This is a genomic window from Nonomuraea sp. NPDC004702 (genome assembly GCF_053601695.1).
On sequence record NZ_JBSGCE010000117.1, the window covers coordinates 1 to 17,260 of the forward strand.

Here is a 17,260-nt window from a genome sequence, read left to right on the forward strand (position 1 = left end):
GTCGGGGTGAGCCGGTGGACCTCGGCGACCGGCTACGTGATCGCCGACGCCGTGCGCATCACCAAGGTCTGACCCCGTCAGGAGCGGGCCTTCGCCCAGGCGGGGCTGTCGCCCACCTCGACGAGCTCGTCGCCCTCGACGCGGACGGCGGCGGTGCGGTGGTCGTCCAGACGGACGGTGGCGAGCTTCATCGGCTGTTCTCCTCGGTGTGGCTGCGGTACAGGCCGAGCCTGGTGAAGATCGGGGCGTCGCTGAACTGGAACAGGTCGAGCGCGCCGGAGTCGGAGTCGGAGGCCGACGCCTCCGAGCGGATCGACAGCGGCTGCCAGGACGGCACGACGAACAGGTCGCCGCGGCTCACCCGCCACGACCGGTCGCCGACGGTGACCTGGCCGGACCCGTCGAAGACCTGGTAGACCGACGAGCCGGTCTCCCGGTACGGCGCGGTCTCCACCCCTGTCGTGATCCGGTGGAACTGCGCCCGGATCGTCGGCAGCACGTCGCCGGCGGTCGTCGGGTCGATGTAGCGGACCAGGGCGTGGCCGGGCTCGATCGGGCCCGCGTGCCCCTCCCGCTCCAGCGCGAGCTGGTCGGTCAGCGCGGCGTCGGTGTCGGTCCAGCGGTAGCAGAGCAACGGCGTGCCCTCGTGCCGGCGGAGCTGGGAGACCGGGGCCAGGCCGGGGTGCCCCCAGAGCCGCTCGGCGCGCGAACGGTCGGGGGTGGCGTGCTCCTCCTCGGTGAGGGTGTCCCGGCCGAAGTCGAAGAACTGCGCCTCGACGCCGTACTGGAACGGGATGTCGAGCCCGTCGATCCAGGCCATGGGCGTGTCGGCCGCGTTGTGGTGGGCGTGCCAGTGCAGGCCGGGCTGGGGGAGGAAGTCGCCGCGGCGCATCGGCACCGGGTCGCGCTCGACCACGGTCCACACGCCCTCGCCCTCGACGACGAAGCGGAAGGCGTTCTGGCTGTGCCGGTGCTCGGGGGCGTTCTCGCCCGGCATCAGGTACTGGATCGCGGCCCACAGGGTCGGCGTCGCGTACGGCTTGCCGCCCAGGCTGGGGTTGGCCAGCGCGATCGCCCGGCGCTCGCCGCCGCGCCCGACCGGGACCAGTTCGCCGGCGCGGCCGGCGAGGTCGAGCAGCGTGCCCCACTCCCACCGGTGCGGCTGCGCGCTGGAGCGCGGGTGCGGCGGCATCAGGTCGCCGATCTCCGTCCACAACGGGACGAGCAGCGCCTTCTCGAAGCCTCGGTAGAGGTCCTCCAGCTCGGGGCTGAGCGAGGGCTGGTCCGGCCGGTCCACGGCGGCGATCTTGACCGGCGAGTCGCCGGCGTTCACGTGGGGCATGGCCCCGACTATCCGCGCAGGCGAGCTGACTGGAAAAGAGGATTCTGCACAGCGGAATTCATGTGTCAGGATCGGTTCCATGGCCAAGCCCATGAAGACCCCGCCGGCCTATGCGCCCACCAGCGTCGACCATGCTCTGCGGCTCGCGCAGATCCTCCAGCTCGACGGGGTGATCACCGTCTCGGCCGCCGCCGAGCGGCTCGGCGTGGCCCGCTCCACGGCCCACCGGCTGCTGACCGCGCTGGTGTACCGCGATTTCGCCGTGCAGAACGACGACCGCAGCTACCGGGTGGGCCCGGTCCTCGCGCTGGCCGAGCGCGCGCAGTCCGACGTCGGCGCGCTGCGGGCGGCGGCGCTCGGCGAGATGCGGGCGCTGGTGGACCGGATCGACGAGACGGTGAACCTCAGCATCCGCACCGGGCGCAACGTGCGCTTCATCGCCTCGGTCGAGTGCGGGCAGGCCCTGCGGGTGGGCAGCCGTGAAGGCATGGTCTTCCCGGCCCACCAGGCCACCGGCGGGCTGGTGGCGCTGGCGGCCCTCTCCGACGAGGAGCTGGCGCAGCTCTACGCCCCCGGCGACCGGGGCGACCCGGCCGAGGAACTGCCCGACCTCGCGCGGCTGCGGCGGGACCTGCGGTCCGTGCGGCACAGCGGGGTCGCGCTCAACTTGGAGCGCACCGAGCGGGGCGTGGTCGCGGTGGGCTGCCCGGTGAAGGGCCGCGACGGCGCGACCGGCGCGGCGCTGTCGATCTCGATGCCCAGCGTCCGCTACTCCCCGAAGGAGATCAAACCCCTCGTCGCCGCGCTCACGGCCGCGGCCGACGCGATCAGCCGCGCCCTCTGAGCACCGGTTGGTCGGAGGAGGTCGCATCCGTCTGAGCGCCGGTTGGTCGGAGCAGGTCGCATCCGTCTGAGCGCCGGTTGGTCGCGCCGTCTGAGCGCCGGTTCACCGCCGGCTGAGCCGTCGCCTCACCGGAGGAGGTCGCGGCGGGTGAGCGTGCTGCCGAGCGCGGCCGCCGCCGCGCGCACCGCGGCCACGTGCCCCTCGGGCCGGAACCGGCCGGTGGGGCCGGCCACGCTGATCGCGGCGAGCGGCTCATCGCCGCGCCCCAGCACCGGCGCGGCGACGCACACCAGCCCGACGGCCGACTCCTCCGCCTCGAACGCGACCCCGGTCTCCGTGACGCGCCGCAACTGGCCGCGCAGGATGCTCGGCACGACGACGGTGTGCGGCGTACGCCGTTCCAGCGGCCCGGTCAGCACCTCGCGCCGCAGGTCGGGCCCGGCGTACGCGAGCAGCGCCTTGCCGATCGCGGTGCAGTGGAGCGGCATCCGGCCGCCGGTGCGCGAGGGCGCCCTGGCCTGGCGGTGGCCGCCGATCTTGGCGACATAGACGACGTCGTGCCCCTCGCGCACGCCGAGGTGCACGGTCTCGTGGGTGCGTTCGTAGAGGTCCTGGAGGAACGGCATCGCCAGTTCGAGCAGGCTGCGTTCGAGCGAGGCGAGCATGCCGAGCTCGAACAGGCCGCGGCTGAGCCGGTAGCCGCCGTCGGCGCGGTCGAGCAGGCGGTTGGCGACCAGATCGCCCGACAGCCGGTGGACGGTCGCCTTGTGCAGGCCGGTGCGCCGCACCAGCTCGGCGAGGCTGACGACCCGGTCGTCGGGCCGGAAGGCGCGCAGGATCGTCACCGCCTTGCCCAGCACGGTGTCGAGGTCCGCCCGATCGGTCACCGGCACAGCGTATCGCTGAACGAGACGATGTGCTGGTTGGGGCGGCATCCTGCCTGCACAGTGGGGGGATGAACGAAACCAACGGGCCCGCCGCCGCGAGCCCGTCCGACATCGCCGCCGCGGCCGGGCGGCTGGCCGGCGCCGCCGCGTCCGGCGTGCCGTGCGCCCCCGTGCGGGATCTGATCGGCCGCGACGACCTGGCCGCCGCGTACGCCGTCCAGGCCGCGCTGACCGCCTCCCGGCTGGCCGCCGGCGCGCGGATCACCGGACGCAAGATCGGCCTGACGTCGGAGGCGGTGCAACGCCAGCTCGGCGTCGACCAGCCCGACCTGGGCGTGCTGTTCGAGGACATGGCCTACGCCGACGGCGACGCGATCCCGGTCGGCCGGATCCTCCAGCCGCGGGCCGAGGCGGAGATCGCGTTCGTGCTCGGCGCCGACCTGGACGACGGGCCGCTCGACGCCCCCCAGGTCCGCGCCGCGATCGAGTACGCCGTCGCCGCGCTGGAGATCTGCGGCAGCCGGATCGCCGGCTGGGACATCTCCTTCGGCGACACGGTCGCCGACAACGCCTCCGCCGGCGCCTACGTCCTCGGGACGGAACGCCGCACCCTCGGCGAGTTCGATCCGGTGGACGTCGCGATGTCGATGAGCATCGGCGGCCAGGAGGTCTCCACCGGCACCGGCGCGGCCTGCCTGGGCGACCCGATCGAGGCGGTCGTGTGGCTGGCCCGCATGGCCCGCGACCTCGGCGAGCCGCTGCGCGCGGGCCAGGTCGTCCTGTCCGGCGCGCTCGGCCCGATGCGGCCGGTCGCCGCCGGCGACACCGTCACCGCCACCCTGTCCGACCTCGGCACGGTGACGGTCCGCTTCACCGAAGGAGCAGCAGCATGAGCAGGACGAAGGTCGCGATCATCGGCTCGGGCAACATCGGCACCGACCTGATGATCAAGGTGTTGCGCGGTTCGCGTCACCTGGAGATGGGCGCCATGGTCGGCATCGACCCCGCGTCCGACGGTCTGGCCCGCGCCGCCCGGATGGGCGTCCCGACGACGGCCGAGGGCGTAGACGGCCTGATCGCGCTGCCAGGCTTCGACGAGATCGGGATCGTCTTCGACGCCACCTCGGCCAAGGCGCACGAGGTGAACGCCGCCAAGCTGCTCCCGCTCGGCAAGCGGCTGATCGACCTGACCCCGGCGGCGATCGGCCCCTACGTCGTCCCCGCCGTCAACCTCGACGAGCATCTCGACGCGCCCGACGTCAACATGGTCACCTGCGGCGGCCAGGCCACGATCCCGATCGTCGCCGCCGTCAGCCGGGTGGCGCCGGTCGAGTACGCCGAGATCGTCGCGTCCATCGCCTCGAAGTCGGCCGGGCCGGGCACCCGGGCCAACATCGACGAGTTCACCGAGACCACCTCGGCCGCCATCGAGCAGATCGGCGGGGCGCGCCGCGGCAAGGCGATCATCATCCTCAACCCCGCCGACCCGCCGCTGATCATGCGGGACACCGTCCTGTGCCTCGTCGCGGCGCCGGACCCGGCCGTCCACGACGAGATCCGCCGGTCGGTCGAGAAGATGGTCGCCGACGTCGCCGCCTACGTCCCCGGCTACCGGCTCAAGCAGCAGGTGCAGATCACCGAGGTGCCCGCCGACCAGCCGGTGGAGACGCTGCTGGCCGCCGGCGCGGCGCGGCCCACCCACCAGGTGTCGGTGTTCCTCGAGGTCGAGGGCGCCGCGCACTACCTCCCGGCCTACGCCGGCAACCTCGACATCATGACCTCCGCCGGCCTGCGGGTCGCGGAACGCATCGCCGCACGGAAGGCGGGCCTTCGATGACCACCCCGATCTTCGTCCAGGACGTCACCCTGCGCGACGGCATGCACGCCGTCCGACACCGCATCGACCTGGAGGACGTCAAGCGCATCGTCACGGCGCTGGACCGGGCCGGCGTCGACGCGATCGAGGTCGCGCACGGCGACGGCCTGGCCGGCGGGTCGCTCAACTACGGTCCCGGCTCGCACACGGACTGGGCGTGGATCGAGGCGGCCGCGTCGGTGCTGGAGAACGCCCGCCTGACCACGCTGCTGCTGCCCGGCGTCGGCACCGTCCACGAGCTGAAGCGCGCCTACGACCTCGGCGTGCGGTCCGTCCGGGTCGCCACGCACTGCACCGAGGCCGACATCTCCGCCCAGCACATCGCCGCGGCCCGCGAGATCGGCATGGACGTGTCCGGGTTCCTGATGCTCTCCCACATGGCCCCGCCCGAGGAGCTGGCCCGGCAGGCCAAGCTCATGGAGTCCTACGGCGCGCACTGCGTCTACGTCACCGACTCCGGCGGCCGGCTCACCATGAACGACGTGGCCGCGCGGGTCCGCGCGTACCGCGACGTGCTCGACGCCGGGACCGAGATCGGCATCCACGCCCACGAGAACCTCTCGCTGTCGGTCGCCAACTCCGTCGTCGCGGTCGAGAACGGCGTCTACCGGGTCGACGCGTCGCTGGCCGGTCACGGCGCGGGCGCGGGCAACTGCCCGCTGGAGGCGTTCGTCGCGGTCGCCGACCTGTCCGGCTTCGAGCACCGGTGCGACCTGTTCCAGCTCCAGGACGCCGCGGACGACATCGTCCGCCCGTTGCAGGACCGTCCGGTACGGGTCGACCGGGAGACGCTCACCCTGGGGTACGCCGGCGTCTACTCGTCGTTCCTGCGGCACGCGGAGGCCGCCGCCGCGCGGTACGGCGTCGACGTGCGCGGCATCCTGATGGAGTGCGGCCGCCGCCGGCTGGTCGGCGGCCAGGAGGACATGATCGTCGACATCGCCCTCACGCTCGCCGCCGGGCGCGAGCAGCGGTCCGCCTGACCGTCAGCCGCCGGGCGCGCCCCGGCGGCCCGCGATCAGCGACTCGCCGATCGCCACCAGGGCGTCGGCGAGCTGCTCCATGAACTCCGCGATCGGCTTGCCGTCCCCGGACTGGAGCGAGACGAAGGCGCCGTCGAATCCGGCCATGCCGAAGTGGGCGAGGGCGTCCGCGACCGCGTCCGCGGCCTCCTCGCCCTCGCCGGCGCCCTCGCCGGCGAACGACGAGCGGATCATGTGCCGCATGAGGTCGCGGCCCTCGGCGCGGACGTCGATGACGGTCCGCATCGCCTCCGGGGCCTCGGCGGCCTCGTTGCTCATCACCAGCACCAGCAGCAGGCGGAGGAACTCCTCGCGGTGCACGAAGACCTCGCCGGTCCGGCGCAGGTACCAGCCCAGGCGTTCGCGGGGGGTGCCGCCGGCCGGCGGGTCGCGGTGGGCCTCGCGCATGGCCTCGAAGAAGCCCCGCGCCCCCTGGGCCATGACGGCCGACAGCAGCCCCGCCTTGGACTCGAAGTGGTGGTAGAAGGCGCTCTTGGGCAGGCCCGTCTCCTTCACGAGCGTCGAGATCGACGTCCCGGCGTAGCCGCGCACGGACATCACCCGGGCGGCCGCGTCGAGGATCTCCTGCCGGGACCGGCGGCCGCGGCTGTTTCCGGTGTGCGCCTCCCGCGCCGACTTCTCCACCAGCCGAATTCTAGGGACCCCGGAACAGCGGCTCGTCCGGCGGTCCGGACGCGGTCTCAGTAACCGGTTCGTGAACAGGTCTTGACACGTCGCCGCAGGTCGTTGTTAGTCTCCTCACAATTGGACCGAACGTTTGGTCCAAAAGTGCCGCATCGGATCCCCGGCGGCCGAGAACGGAGTCAGCGCATGACCGACAGCTACGACGCGGACGTCGCGATCGTCGGGTACGGCCCGACCGGCGTGATCGCCGCGCTCACCCTCGCCAGGTACGGCGTGTCCGCCGTCGCCCTGGAACGGGACACGGACATCTACCCCCGGGCACGGGCCGTGACCGTCAACGACTGGACGATGCGGATCTTCCAGGACCTGGGCATCGACGAGCGGATCGAGAAGAAGATCGACCCCCAGCGGGCCCTGCGCTGGGTCACCTACGGTGGCCAGGAGATCATGCGGATCGAGCACCCGCCCTCGACGCTGGGCCGCAAGGCGCGCTTCTACAACATCTACCAGCCGACCATGGAGGCCGAGCTGCGCGCGGCCGCGCAGGACCACGGCGACCGCATCACCGTCCACTACGGCGCCGACGTCACGGGGATCGCCCAGGACGCCGACGGCGTCACCGTCACCTCCACGGACACCGCGACCGGTCAGGCGCGCACCACCCGCGCCCGGTACGCCATCGCCGCCGACGGCGGCGCCAGCACGATCCGCGGCGAGGTGGGCTGCCGCCTGCTGGGCGACACCAACGACGTCACCTGGGTGGTCATCGACTGCCGCGTCAAGCGCTGGTGGCCCGACCGGGACTTCCTGACGTTCTGGTCGGACAAGGAGCGGCCGGTCGTCGACATCGCGCTCTCCGCCGGCAACCACCGGTGGGAGATCCCGCTCAAGCCGGCGGAGTCCCCGGCGGACTACCCGACCAGCGCCGAGGTCTGGCCGCTGCTGAAGGCGCTGGGCGTCACCGAGCAGGACGTCGAGATCCACCGGCACGCCTTCTACAAGCACCACGTCCGGATGTGCGACACCTGGCGCCAGGGCCGGGTGTTCCTGGCCGGGGACGCGGCCCACCTGATGCCGCCGTGGGCCGGCGCCGGGATGCAGTCCGGCATGCGCGACGCCCACAACCTGGGCTGGAAGCTCGCCCGCGTGATCAGGGGCGAGCTTCCCGAGAGCTGGCTGGACACCTACGAGGCCGAACGGCGTCCGAACACCGCCTTCTACACCGGCCTCGCGGTCCAGCTCGGCCGGGTCATCAAGCAGGAGCTGTCCGAGGAGGAGCAGGCGGCGATGAACGCCGTCCCCCAGGACACGGTCACGCCGTACGAGCCGCCGCTCACCGCGCCGCCCGTCCTCGAAGGCGGCTGGATCAGGGGGCCGCTGGGCGACGCCAGCATCGTCGGCCGGATGGTCCCGCAGCCGGTCGCCGGCGACGCCACCGGCCGGATGGCCCGCCTGGACGACCTGCTCGGCGACGGCTTCGTGCTGCTCGGCGACGATGTCGACCCGGCGACCCTGCTGACGGCGGAGGAGCGGGCCGGCTGGGACGCGCTCGGCGCCCGCTACCTCGCCGTGCGGCCGAAGACCGCCTACACGCAGGGACCGGAGGAGCTGGTCGACCTCGACGAGGTCCTGCTGCCCTGGCTGCGCAGGTACGGCGTCCGCGCCGTGGCCGTCCGTCCTGACAAGTTCGTCGCCGCGGCCGACGTCAGCGGCCTGGCCGTGCCCGCCTGAACCTGTCACCCGAGAGGAGAAGAGAGATGTCCGGAGTCAAGGAGCTCGGTTACGTCGTCTACGAGGTCAGCGACCTCGCCGACTGGGAGCACTTCGCCGTCGAGCTGCTGGGGATGCGCTTCGGCGAGAAGACCGACGGCGGCTTCACCCTGCGCACCGACGAGAAGGCCCACCGCTGGATCGTCACCGGCGGCCCCGCCGACGACCTGGTGGCCACCGGCTACGAGGTCTCCGACGCCGCCGCGCTGGACGCCCTGGTGGACAAGGTTCGCGCGGCCGGCGTCGAGGTCACCCAGGGCGACGACGCGCTCGCCGCCGCCCGCAAGGTGGAGCGCGTCTTCGTCACCGCCGACCCCATGGGCAACCGGGTCGAGCTGGTCACCGGCCTGGCCGACGCCGCCACGCCGTTCGAGTCGCCGAAGCTGCTCGGCGGGTTCGTGACGGGCGCCGGCGGCGCGGGCCACCAGGTGCTGCTGGCCCACGGCGTCTCCCGGGAGGAGTACCTGCACTTCTACATCGACCTGCTCGGCTTCAAGGTCAGCGACGTCATCGTCGAGGAGCTGGCCCCGGGCGTGGTCGCCGACCTGATCTTCCTGCACTGCAACGGCCGCCACCACACCGTGGCCTTCGGCGACCTGCCCTCGCCGAAGAGGACCCACCACTTCATGGTCGAGGTGACCGACATCCGCGACGTCGGCCTGGCCTACGACCGGTGCATGGACGCCAGGCAGCCGTTCGAGATGACGCTCGGCATGCATCCGAACGACCACATGTTCAGCTTCTACGTCCACACCCCCTCCGGCTTCAGCGTGGAGTACGGCTGGGGCGGACTGATCATCGACGACGCGACGTGGGAGGTGAAGACGCTCGACAAGCTGCACAGCTGGGGCCACCGCCCCCCGGGCGTCGTCGCCGGGCTGCTGGCCGCCGCGCCCGCGCCGAACGGGGAGGACCACTGATGGCACTCGACGCCAAGGACATCGCGCGCACCGTCCGGACCAAGGACTGGAAGCTGCGCTACTACGAGGCGGGCTCCGGCCATCCGGTCGTGCTGCTGCACGGCAGCGGGCCGGGCGCCACCGGATGGAGCAACTTCGCCGGCAACATCGAGGCGCTGGCCGAGCACTTCCACGTCTACGCCGTCGACATGCCGGGCTGGGGCGAGTCCGACCCGGCGACCGTCGACCGGCTCGACCACGTGGAGGCGGCGATCCAGTTCCTGGACGCCCTCGGCATCGAGCGGGCCGCGTTCGTCGGCAACTCGATGGGCGGGCAGACCTCGCTGCGGCTGGCCACCGAGCACCCCGGCCGGATCTCGCACCTGATCACCATGGGGCCGCCGGTCGGCCGGATCCCCACACTGTTCGGCGCCGGCGACGGCCCGTCCGAGGGGCTGAAGGTGCTGATCGAGGCGTATCGGGACGCGAGCCCGGAGAACATGCGCCGGCTCGTCGAGATCATGGTCTACGACAAGGCGCGCTTCGCCACCCCTGAGCTGTGCCAGGCCCGTTCGGACGCCGCCCTCGCCCGCCCCGACCACCTGAGCAACTACGTGGACGGCCTGCCGAAGGGCGCCCCGCTGCCCAAGTGGGTCAAGCCGGAGCTGCTGCCGAGGATCCAGGTGCTGACCCTGCTCATCCACGGCCGCGACGACCGGGTGGTGTCGTTCGAGACCTCCCTGTACCTGCTGGCCAACATCCCGGACAGCCGGCTGGTGCTGCTCAACCGCTGCGGGCACTGGGCGATGATCGAGCACGCCGACGAGTTCAACCGGCTGGTCGCCGACTTCATCGCGAACAACTGACCCCCGGGGCGCGGGCGGCTGCCTGCCCGCGCCCAGGACCGCCGATCGCCCGGCCCGCCGCGTCGATGGCCACCACGGCAGCGATCTTCGGCCCAGCGAGCCGCACAGCAGGGACGTCCCCTCCGCCACGCGTCCGGCCCCGCCCGGGAACCGGAGACCTAGGACCATGGACGGACCGGAGGCCGCCTGCATGGGACCAGCGGCCGATGCCGTCCCCATGAGCGCCTGGCAACACTGATCACATGGCTTCCCCCTCCCTCACGAGTGTCGTCGGCGTACGCCCGTTCCTGGTCGGCATGTTCGTCGACGCGCTCGGCAACGGCCTGTACGTGCCCCTGACCCTGCTGTTCATCCACGAGGTGACCGGCCTGCCCATGACGACCGTCGGGCTCGGGGTCACCGTGGCGGCGGTCGTGGGGCTGGCGGCCAACCCGGTGGCCGGGACCCTCATCGACCGGTTCGACGCGCGCCGCGTGCTGATCGCCACGTACGTGCTGCGTGCGGCCGCCTTCGCCGCCTACCCCCTGGTGGACGGGTTCGTGGCCCTGCTCGTCGTCGCCGCCCTGATCGCGGCCGGGGACCGCGCCTACTATCCCGCCTCCGGCGGCCACGTCTCCGCACTGGCGGAGGGCGCGCTCAGGGACCGGCTGTACACCCTGATCGCCACGGCGAGGAACGTCGCCTTCGGCCTGGGCGGCCTGCTGTCGGCGGGTCTGGTCTCCCTCGCCGGCGCCACCGGGTTCGCGGTCGTCGCCCTGATGAACGCGGCCAGTTTCGCCCTGGCGGCCGCATGCCTGCTGCTCTCGGGACGGCGCGCGCCCGCACCGCCGCCCCGGAATCCGGGCGGTTACCGTCAGGTGTTCGCCGACCGGCCGTTCGTCACCCTGGTGGCGGCCGAGCAGGCGTACACCCTGATCCACCTCGTCCTCCCCGTCGCCCTGCCGGTGTACGCGGTCACGGTGCTCGGCGTCCCGCCGGCCCTGCTGGGCGTCCTCTACGCGATCAACACGGTCCTGGTGGCGGCGGGTCAGCTCCCGGTCCGGAGGTGGCAGCGGCACGCCCGCCGTACCCACGCCATGGCCCTGAGCGGCCTGATCCTGATGGCGGCGTGCGCCGCCTACGCCGCGACCGCGCTGCTGCCCGCCGGACTCCCGCGCGTCGGCGGGCTGCTCGTCGCCACGCTCGTCCTCACCTTCGGCGAGCTCATGCACACCGTGCCCAGCTGGGCCCTCGCGGCGGCCACCGCACCACCGGCCCTGCGGGGCCGCTACCTGGCGATCTACCAGCAGACCTGGGCACTCGCGGCGGTCCTCGCACCCGCCGGCTTCTCGGCCCTGCTCGACATGGCCCCGCTGCTGCTGTGGCTGACGCTGGCAGCCCTGGTGGGTCCGGCCGCACTCGCGCTGCTCCGCCTGGCCCGCCGCCTGCCCCCCGACGCCGTGGCCCCACCCCAAGCCTGAGTCGCCCCTGGGCAAGCCGGCGCTACGGCCCGGCCGATCCGGCCCCTGCGCCGATCGCCGTGAGTTCACGGGGACGCCGCATGGTGGGCGGCGGCCAGGTCGGCGAAGGCGACGGCCGCCGGGAGCGGGTCCGCGGGCAAGGCGAGGAGGATGGTCCGCTCGACGGCGGGCTCCAGCGGGATCGCGTGCACGCCGCTGAGGTGGGCGGGCAGCGACAGCTCGGGGACGATGCTCAGCCCGAGCCCTTCGGCGACCATGGCCAGGATGCTGTTGGTGTCACGCACCCGGTAATGACACGTCAGGCTTGCACCCGCCGCCCGCGCGATCGCCGTGATCAGCGGCTCGCACCCGCCCGTGGACATGATGAACGGGTGCCGCGCCAGCTCCGCCACCGGCAACGAAGGGCGGACGCTCAGCTCGTGGCCGCTGGGCAGGACGGCCAGCATGCGGTCGGTGGCGAGCGGCCGCGCAACCGCCCCGGCGGGCAGCGAGACCTCGCCGGCCGCGGCCGACACAGTGGCGATGTCGGCGGCCCCGGTCTCCAGCCACTCCAGGACCTCGTGGTCCGAGCCCTCCATCACCGCGAGCCGCACCCGCGGATGCGCCTCGGCGAACCGGCGCAGCAGAGGCGGCAGCAGCCGGGCGTTGGCGCTCGGGATGACGCCGACGCGCAGGCTGCCCCGCTCCTGCCCGCGGATCGCGGCCACCTCCTGTTGCAGCGCCTCCGCCTGGGTGAGGATGAGCGTCGCGCGGCGGCACACGGCCCGCCCCGCAGCGGTCAGGCGCACTCCCTGGCTGCCCCGTACCAGCAGCGCCACCCCGAGCTCGCTCTCCAGCGCGCGCACCGCGTGACTGACGGCGGACTGGGTGGTGGCCAGTTCCTCGGCGGCCCTGGTCATGTTGCCGGTCCGCGCGACCGCCTGAAGGATCCTGAGCTGGGTGAACGTCACAGCGCCGCACGCAGCAGACCGGCCACCAGGGGGTGTGGCTCCTCGGGACGTGAGCGGGCCTGCGGCACGAACAGCGTGGCCACGTAGTAAGGATGCCCGGGGATCTCCAGCACCCGGGCCTCGCCGTCGCCGTCCACGCCGGTGACCAGGAAGCCGCCGTCGTGCAGGATGGCCTGCCGGTCGGGGGCGAGGCCGAAATTGCAGTAGTACTCCTCCTCGACCTCGGTCCGCCCGTACAACGCGGCCACCCGGGAACCGGAAGCCAGAGTCACGGGCATGGTCCTGCCCGCCGGCGAGCAGGTCAGCTCCGACACGAACAAGGTCGAGGCGTACGGGTCGTACTCGGCGTGCTGGGCGTCCTCGAAGCCGAGCACGTGGCGTGCGTACTCGATGACCATGTGCTGGCAGCCGCCGCACGTGCCCAGCGTGGGGACGCCGTGCTCGCGGCCGTGCCGGAGCGCGGCCAGAGCGCCGGACAGGCTGCGGTACGGGCTGCCGGGCGCACACCACAACACGTCGGCGGCCTCGACCTCGGCCAGGTCGGACTCGAGCGGTTCGGTGGCGAGCCAGCGGACGTCCACCCCGACGCCGAGGTGCGCGGCGGCGTGGCGGAGGGCGTCGTCGGTGGCCAGGTGCGGAGGAAACGCCGGATCGCGGTCGCCGATGACCGCGACACGCAGGGATCGGTCCATGGCCCTCACTATGCGCTGGCCCCGCCATGAGCACCAATGCCGAACCACGCCCCCGCCATGAGCGATCACTCATGCCCACAACGCGGGGGGCAGATCACTGACGCGTGGATGGAGCACATCGGCTCGATCCGCGTCTTGAACGCGGTGACGGCCTCGCGTGCTCCGTCAGGCTGCCGGCTTCCACGAGGTCCCGCTTTCGGCGCTCGTGGGAGACGGGCGGGGGAAGCAGCTCCGGTCGCAAATCCATCCCTGGCATTCTCCGAGCAATTGTCAGATTCTGTGGATTGCGGGTGGCTCACAGGGCTCGAAGCCATTGATCGAGGACTGCGAAATCCTCGTCGGCGAGTCCCGTGTGGGGCTCCACGTGGTGGAGGAGAGCCCGGCCGCCATGGTGCGCGGAGACCCACTCCCTGTCGGCGTCGGTGATCTCGTCGTCGATCCACGCGAATGGGCGTCCGCCCGCCCAGTTCACCAGCGTCCGGGTCTTCCAGCAGAGCCCGAACCATTGGTCCTCACGTTCGTGCTGCTCGGTTGCCTCCGGCCATCTCACGACGGCCAGCGGCGGCAGGCCGATTCGGGGTGCCATCTCGGCATTTGCCTCCTCTTCCCAAGTCGTCGCCCAGACGAGTTCGCAGGGCAACGCTGCCAGCCGACTCCCGAGCCGCGCCAAGCGCGAGTCCGGCGTGGTACCTCGCGGTACGCGTTGCGGGTTCTCGCCGAAGGGGAGAAGGGGCCCGTCGACGTCGAGGAAGAGCAGCGGGCGTTCGGTATGTCCGGTCATGCTGCGCCGACCTCGTCATGTTCCATGAGTACGCCGCGTTCGAAGCGGGACAGGTAGAGGTCACCCGGCTTCGGCGGGGCCGAGATGGCGGGTGTCACCGAGGCTGACGACTGTGCGGTTGTGGAAGAAGTCGTCTTCGCGCAGCGTGGTGATGCTGCCCGATGGCACCCGGAAACTGGCATAGCCCACCGCGTTGATCGGCATTTTGATCCAGGACGTCACGACGCATGTCAAGGAACCACCATGAGTCACGATGATCTGGTGTTCGCAGGGACGCTGCAAGATCTCGTCCATGGCCGCGTAGATGCGCTGCGCCAACGCCGCCTTGGTCTCGGCGCCCGCCACGCCCTCGTCGTGCTCCAACCGTTCCCCGACCGCCGGCGGCGGGATGAATCGTTGGTCCAGCCACTCCTGTGGCCTCCCCCTTGCCTCTCCGTAGGACTTCTCCCGAAGTCTGCGGTCCAGGATGGGTTGCACACCGAACAGCTCGGCGATCTTCTCGGCGGTTTGCCTGGTGCGCTGGAGATCCGAGGAGAACAGCTCCACGTCGGCGCCATGAGGGATCTGGGCTCGCAGCGCCTGGGCGATGGAGCCTGCCGCGCTGAGGCCGGCCGGCGTCAGCCGCGAATCATGCCAGCCGCCGACGACCCTCTCGACGTGGTGCGTCGCCTCCGGATGGGTGACGGCGTAGATGGTGCGCATGCGTGACGTCTTCCTTTCGGGGCTTTTGAGTGATCTTAAGAGTCCGAGGCCGCATCCTGACGGTGGTCGCCGCAGGACGGCTCACCCCGGTGCCCGGGCCGGCAGCGGGAGGCTGCGGCCGTGGCCGGGGGGAGTGTGGTGCCGCCCGTCAGCCCCCGCCGCCGCCTCCGCCGTCGCCCGCGCCGCCGCCTCCTCCGTCCCAGCCGCCGCTCCAGCCGCCGCCGCCGTCCCAGGTGCCGGTTCCGCTGTCGTCCGGGGTCCAGCCGACGGAGCCGCACTGGTCGTTTGGGGTGCTGGGGGCGGCCGGGTAGAGGTGGCCGTCCGGGATCGAACGCTTGCTGAGCTCGGCTGACAGGTGCGGGTCGCCGAGGTGGCTCAGTCCGTACAGTGCGAGCGGCACGGCCACGGCGTCGGTCTCGGCCCCGTACGGGTGTGCCAGGCGGGCCTTCTCCAACAGGTGGCGGCCCGCGCGGCCGAGCCGGACCGGCCGGTTCCTGACGTACAGGGGCCGGATCTTCCTGGCCGCCAGCCAGCTCGCGCCGAACCCGAACAGGGCGGCCACGCTCAGCGGCGGCGACTGCGCGACGATCATGTAGATCACGTCGGCCCCGGCGGCGACGGCCGCGACCGTGGGGATCAGCTTCAGGACGTCGCGGCAGACGCGGAGCCCGGGCACGCTCCGGGAGTCGACGAGCAGGCCCAGGTCGGCGAGCCGGCGGCTGATCCCGGCGACCTCCGCGCTGTCCGCCAGGCGGCGCTTGACCTGGACGACCGGCGAGCTCCTGCGCTTGGCGAGGATCGCGACCAGCCGCTCCTCCACGGGGTATCCCGCCGTCACGGCCGTGGAGACGCGATGGATCTTCCCGCCCCGGGAGACGCGGATCTCCCCTTCCCTGGCCAGCAGCCCGATCGCGGTGTCCGCCACCCGTACGGGACCGCCCGCCAGATAGGCGAGCTCGTAGTGGCCGAGGTCGACCTCGCGCAGCCCGCCGAGCCGCAGGCGAGCGCGGACGTGCGCCAACTCGGCCGCGAGGACCGTGCCGACGGTGACCGCCCCGAGGAGCACCGCCAACCCTGCGAGCATCACATCCATGCCTGCCTCCCGTGTTGTTGATCAACGTGTGAGGCGGGCACGAAGGTTCCGGCGAACGCCACATCCGGCCACCGCGGGCACGAGAGCCGCCTGGGAGCCCCGCATGGCGAGGCCGGCCGGGCCCGTCCGGGCGCCGGCCGGCCGTGCGAGCCGCGGGTCAGGGGTTGTCGTAACCGATCCACTGGATGTACCAGCCGAACTGCTGGGCGGTGCCCGGGGACAGCGCCGACGCGTCACGCCACTGCACGTAGACGCGGAACTTGTTGGCGGTGGCGTCGTAGACGGCGCTGGGGCCGACCAGGTTCCACTGGTTGCCGCCGGTGCCGCTGACGGAGGTGACGTAGACCGGACGCCCGGAGAAGTGCGCGGAGCTGGTGTCGACGTCGATGTAGATGCCGTTGGAGCCGTAAGCCTGCCAGCCCTGTCCTGGGGCGGTCTGACCGGAGGCGATGCGGGCGGTGGGCATGGGGGGGATCCTTCCGTCCGAGGAGTTTGTCACGCTCAGTATTAGATCCATCACAAAGAGTGTCGAGGTCAGGAATGCTTGGCCTCACGGGCACAGGAATCGAGCCGGAAAAGGGGCTGGCCACGTGCCGGGACCCGTGCGCTCCTACTGCCGTCCGGCCTCCCGCCAGTACGCAAGCTCCTCGCGGGCGGCCACGGTCCAGGGATGGCCGGGGCCCAGCACCCGCAGGAGATCGGTCAGCAACCGCTCGTAGGCGCCGGCCGCACCCGCGGCGTCTCCCGCCTCGCCCCGCCATCTCGCCAGGTTTCTGCGGGTGGTGAGGGTGCTGGGGTGATCGGGGCCCAGCACCTGCAGACGATCGGCCAGCAGCTCCTCCAACGCGGCGTACGCCTCCGCCGCGTCCCCCGCCTCGCCCTTGAAGGACGCCAGATGAGCGCGAGCCGCCAGGGTGGCGGGATGGTCGGGGCCCAGGACCCGTTCCATGTCGGTCAGGAGCTCGGCGAACGCGGCCGCCGCACCGGCCGCGTCCCCCGCCTGGCCCCGCCATCCGGCCAGGTTGGCACGGGTGGCGAGGGTTTCGGGGTGGTCGGGGCCCAGCACCCGTTCCATGTCGGTCAGGAGCTCGGCGAACGCGGCCGCCGCGCCCGCCGCGTCACCCGCGTCACCCCGCAAGGAGGCCACGTGGCTGCGGGTGGCCAGAGTGTCGGGGTGGCCGGGGCCCAGCAACCGTGAGCGATCGGCCAGCAACTCCTCGAACGCGGCGGCCGCCCCCGCCGCGTCCCCCGCCTCGCGTCGCGCGGACGCCACGTTGTGGCGGGTGGCGAGAGTGTCGGGGTGGTCGGGGCCCAGCACCCGTTCCATGTCGGTCAGCGTCGGCTTCCCCCACGTCGTCGGCACCCTGTGGGACATCAATGACCAGATCGCCGTCGAAATCACCGAATCGTTCTACGCCGGGCTGGCCGCCG

General features: G+C 72.4%; 18 protein-coding genes. 8 read left to right on the plus strand and 10 right to left on the minus strand.

Features of this window, described 5'->3' with window-relative positions; translation table 11 throughout:
* Window positions 1–187: 187 nt before the first annotated feature.
* Window positions 188–1,342, minus strand: a complete 1,155-nt coding sequence (locus ACWEJ6_RS51495) for a cupin domain-containing protein (RefSeq protein ID WP_452432928.1) — start codon at window positions 1,340–1,342, stop codon at window positions 188–190.
* 79 nt (window positions 1,343–1,421) lie between these two features.
* Between ACWEJ6_RS51495 and ACWEJ6_RS51500 the strand changes: the two genes are divergently transcribed.
* Window positions 1,422–2,186: an IclR family transcriptional regulator gene (locus tag ACWEJ6_RS51500; protein ID WP_364342391.1), complete on the plus strand. Its 765-nt coding sequence runs from the start codon at window positions 1,422–1,424 to the stop codon at window positions 2,184–2,186.
* Between the two features lie 125 nt (window positions 2,187–2,311).
* Here the strand turns inward: ACWEJ6_RS51500 and ACWEJ6_RS51505 are convergent, their stop codons facing one another.
* Entirely contained in the window at window positions 2,312–3,073 is a 762-nt protein-coding gene (locus ACWEJ6_RS51505; RefSeq protein ID WP_358301814.1) for an IclR family transcriptional regulator, read from the minus strand.
* 68 nt (window positions 3,074–3,141) lie between these two features.
* Between ACWEJ6_RS51505 and ACWEJ6_RS51510 the strand changes: the two genes are divergently transcribed.
* From ACWEJ6_RS51510 to dmpG, 3 genes are read left to right on the plus strand one after another with little or no spacing between them, the layout of a single operon-like run.
* Window positions 3,142–3,966: a 2-keto-4-pentenoate hydratase gene (locus ACWEJ6_RS51510; RefSeq protein ID WP_387682657.1), complete on the plus strand. Its 825-nt coding sequence runs from the start codon at window positions 3,142–3,144 to the stop codon at window positions 3,964–3,966.
* On the plus strand, window positions 3,963–4,910 hold the full coding sequence (locus ACWEJ6_RS51515; protein ID WP_387682654.1) for an acetaldehyde dehydrogenase (acetylating): 948 nt from the start codon (window positions 3,963–3,965) through the stop codon (window positions 4,908–4,910). The genes ACWEJ6_RS51510 and ACWEJ6_RS51515 overlap by 4 nt, the downstream gene beginning before the upstream one ends.
* Window positions 4,907–5,932, plus strand: coding sequence for a 4-hydroxy-2-oxovalerate aldolase (gene dmpG, locus ACWEJ6_RS51520; protein WP_452432930.1), 1,026 nt, complete (start codon window positions 4,907–4,909; stop codon window positions 5,930–5,932). The genes ACWEJ6_RS51515 and dmpG overlap by 4 nt, the downstream gene beginning before the upstream one ends.
* A 3-nt stretch (window positions 5,933–5,935) precedes the next feature.
* Here the strand turns inward: dmpG and ACWEJ6_RS51525 are convergent, their stop codons facing one another.
* Window positions 5,936–6,616, minus strand: a complete 681-nt coding sequence (locus tag ACWEJ6_RS51525) for a TetR/AcrR family transcriptional regulator (protein WP_452432932.1) — start codon at window positions 6,614–6,616, stop codon at window positions 5,936–5,938.
* A gap of 186 nt (window positions 6,617–6,802) precedes the next feature.
* Between ACWEJ6_RS51525 and ACWEJ6_RS51530 the strand changes: the two genes are divergently transcribed.
* From ACWEJ6_RS51530 to ACWEJ6_RS51545, 4 genes are all read left to right on the plus strand, one after another.
* Complete coding sequence (locus tag ACWEJ6_RS51530) at window positions 6,803–8,347, plus strand: bifunctional 3-(3-hydroxy-phenyl)propionate/3-hydroxycinnamic acid hydroxylase (RefSeq protein WP_452432933.1); 1,545 nt, start codon at window positions 6,803–6,805, stop codon at window positions 8,345–8,347.
* A gap of 26 nt (window positions 8,348–8,373) precedes the next feature.
* Window positions 8,374–9,306 carry a VOC family protein gene (locus ACWEJ6_RS51535; RefSeq protein WP_387682645.1) on the plus strand — a complete coding sequence of 311 codons (933 nt, stop codon included), beginning with the start codon at window positions 8,374–8,376 and terminating at the stop codon, window positions 9,304–9,306.
* On the plus strand, window positions 9,306–10,151 hold the full coding sequence (locus ACWEJ6_RS51540) for an alpha/beta fold hydrolase (protein ID WP_452432934.1): 846 nt from the start codon (window positions 9,306–9,308) through the stop codon (window positions 10,149–10,151). The genes ACWEJ6_RS51535 and ACWEJ6_RS51540 overlap by 1 nt, the downstream gene beginning before the upstream one ends.
* Before the next feature lie 242 nt (window positions 10,152–10,393).
* Entirely contained in the window at window positions 10,394–11,611 is a 1,218-nt protein-coding gene (locus ACWEJ6_RS51545; protein ID WP_452432935.1) for an MFS transporter, read from the plus strand.
* A gap of 65 nt (window positions 11,612–11,676) precedes the next feature.
* Here the strand turns inward: ACWEJ6_RS51545 and ACWEJ6_RS51550 are convergent, their stop codons facing one another.
* The 7 genes from ACWEJ6_RS51550 to ACWEJ6_RS51580 all read right to left on the minus strand — a co-directional run bounded on the left by ACWEJ6_RS51550 (window position 11,677) and on the right by ACWEJ6_RS51580 (window position 17,156).
* Window positions 11,677–12,561 carry a LysR family transcriptional regulator gene (locus tag ACWEJ6_RS51550; protein ID WP_452432937.1) on the minus strand — a complete coding sequence of 295 codons (885 nt, stop codon included), beginning with the start codon at window positions 12,559–12,561 and terminating at the stop codon, window positions 11,677–11,679.
* On the minus strand, window positions 12,558–13,253 hold the full coding sequence (locus ACWEJ6_RS51555) for a CTP synthase C-terminal region-related (seleno)protein (protein ID WP_452432939.1): 696 nt from the start codon (window positions 13,251–13,253) through the stop codon (window positions 12,558–12,560). The genes ACWEJ6_RS51550 and ACWEJ6_RS51555 overlap by 4 nt, the downstream gene beginning before the upstream one ends.
* A gap of 295 nt (window positions 13,254–13,548) precedes the next feature.
* Window positions 13,549–14,034 (minus strand): HAD domain-containing protein, encoded by a 486-nt coding sequence (locus ACWEJ6_RS51560; protein ID WP_452432940.1) that lies wholly within the window; start codon window positions 14,032–14,034, stop codon window positions 13,549–13,551.
* A 60-nt stretch (window positions 14,035–14,094) separates the two neighbouring features.
* Window positions 14,095–14,736 (minus strand): histidine phosphatase family protein, encoded by a 642-nt coding sequence (locus ACWEJ6_RS51565; RefSeq protein ID WP_452432941.1) that lies wholly within the window; start codon window positions 14,734–14,736, stop codon window positions 14,095–14,097.
* 148 nt (window positions 14,737–14,884) lie between these two features.
* A complete protein-coding gene (locus ACWEJ6_RS51570) occupies window positions 14,885–15,829 on the minus strand; it encodes a TIGR04222 domain-containing membrane protein (RefSeq protein WP_452432942.1) in 945 nt (314 codons plus the stop codon).
* 157 nt (window positions 15,830–15,986) lie between these two features.
* Entirely contained in the window at window positions 15,987–16,295 is a 309-nt protein-coding gene (locus ACWEJ6_RS51575; RefSeq protein ID WP_387682624.1) for a hypothetical protein, read from the minus strand.
* A gap of 144 nt (window positions 16,296–16,439) precedes the next feature.
* The gene (locus ACWEJ6_RS51580; protein WP_452432944.1) at window positions 16,440–17,156 is read right to left on the minus strand and encodes a tetratricopeptide repeat protein; all 717 of its coding nucleotides are present in this window, start codon (window positions 17,154–17,156) and stop codon (window positions 16,440–16,442) included.
* Window positions 17,157–17,260 lie beyond the last annotated feature (104 nt).

What these genes read in the sequence shown, in the direction of transcription:
- ACWEJ6_RS51495 (WP_452432928.1), bottom strand. Translation starts at nt 1,342, where the DNA reads ATGCCCCACGTGAACGCCGGCGACTCGCCGGTCAAGATCGCCGCCGTG.
- ACWEJ6_RS51500 (WP_364342391.1), top strand. Translation starts at nt 1,422, where the DNA reads ATGGCCAAGCCCATGAAGACCCCGCCGGCCTATGCGCCCACCAGCGTC.
- ACWEJ6_RS51510 (WP_387682657.1), top strand. Translation starts at nt 3,142, where the DNA reads ATGAACGAAACCAACGGGCCCGCCGCCGCGAGCCCGTCCGACATCGCC.
- ACWEJ6_RS51515 (WP_387682654.1), top strand. Translation starts at nt 3,963, where the DNA reads ATGAGCAGGACGAAGGTCGCGATCATCGGCTCGGGCAACATCGGCACC.
- dmpG (WP_452432930.1), top strand. Translation starts at nt 4,907, where the DNA reads ATGACCACCCCGATCTTCGTCCAGGACGTCACCCTGCGCGACGGCATG.
- ACWEJ6_RS51530 (WP_452432933.1), top strand. Translation starts at nt 6,803, where the DNA reads ATGACCGACAGCTACGACGCGGACGTCGCGATCGTCGGGTACGGCCCG.
- ACWEJ6_RS51535 (WP_387682645.1), top strand. Translation starts at nt 8,374, where the DNA reads ATGTCCGGAGTCAAGGAGCTCGGTTACGTCGTCTACGAGGTCAGCGAC.
- ACWEJ6_RS51540 (WP_452432934.1), top strand. Translation starts at nt 9,306, where the DNA reads ATGGCACTCGACGCCAAGGACATCGCGCGCACCGTCCGGACCAAGGAC.
- ACWEJ6_RS51545 (WP_452432935.1), top strand. Translation starts at nt 10,394, where the DNA reads ATGGCTTCCCCCTCCCTCACGAGTGTCGTCGGCGTACGCCCGTTCCTG.
- ACWEJ6_RS51555 (WP_452432939.1), bottom strand. Translation starts at nt 13,253, where the DNA reads ATGGACCGATCCCTGCGTGTCGCGGTCATCGGCGACCGCGATCCGGCG.
- ACWEJ6_RS51560 (WP_452432940.1), bottom strand. Translation starts at nt 14,034, where the DNA reads ATGACCGGACATACCGAACGCCCGCTGCTCTTCCTCGACGTCGACGGG.
- ACWEJ6_RS51565 (WP_452432941.1), bottom strand. Translation starts at nt 14,736, where the DNA reads ATGCGCACCATCTACGCCGTCACCCATCCGGAGGCGACGCACCACGTC.
- ACWEJ6_RS51570 (WP_452432942.1), bottom strand. Translation starts at nt 15,829, where the DNA reads ATGGATGTGATGCTCGCAGGGTTGGCGGTGCTCCTCGGGGCGGTCACC.
- ACWEJ6_RS51575 (WP_387682624.1), bottom strand. Translation starts at nt 16,295, where the DNA reads ATGCCCACCGCCCGCATCGCCTCCGGTCAGACCGCCCCAGGACAGGGC.
- ACWEJ6_RS51580 (WP_452432944.1), bottom strand. Translation starts at nt 17,156, where the DNA reads ATGGAACGGGTGCTGGGCCCCGACCACCCCGACACTCTCGCCACCCGC.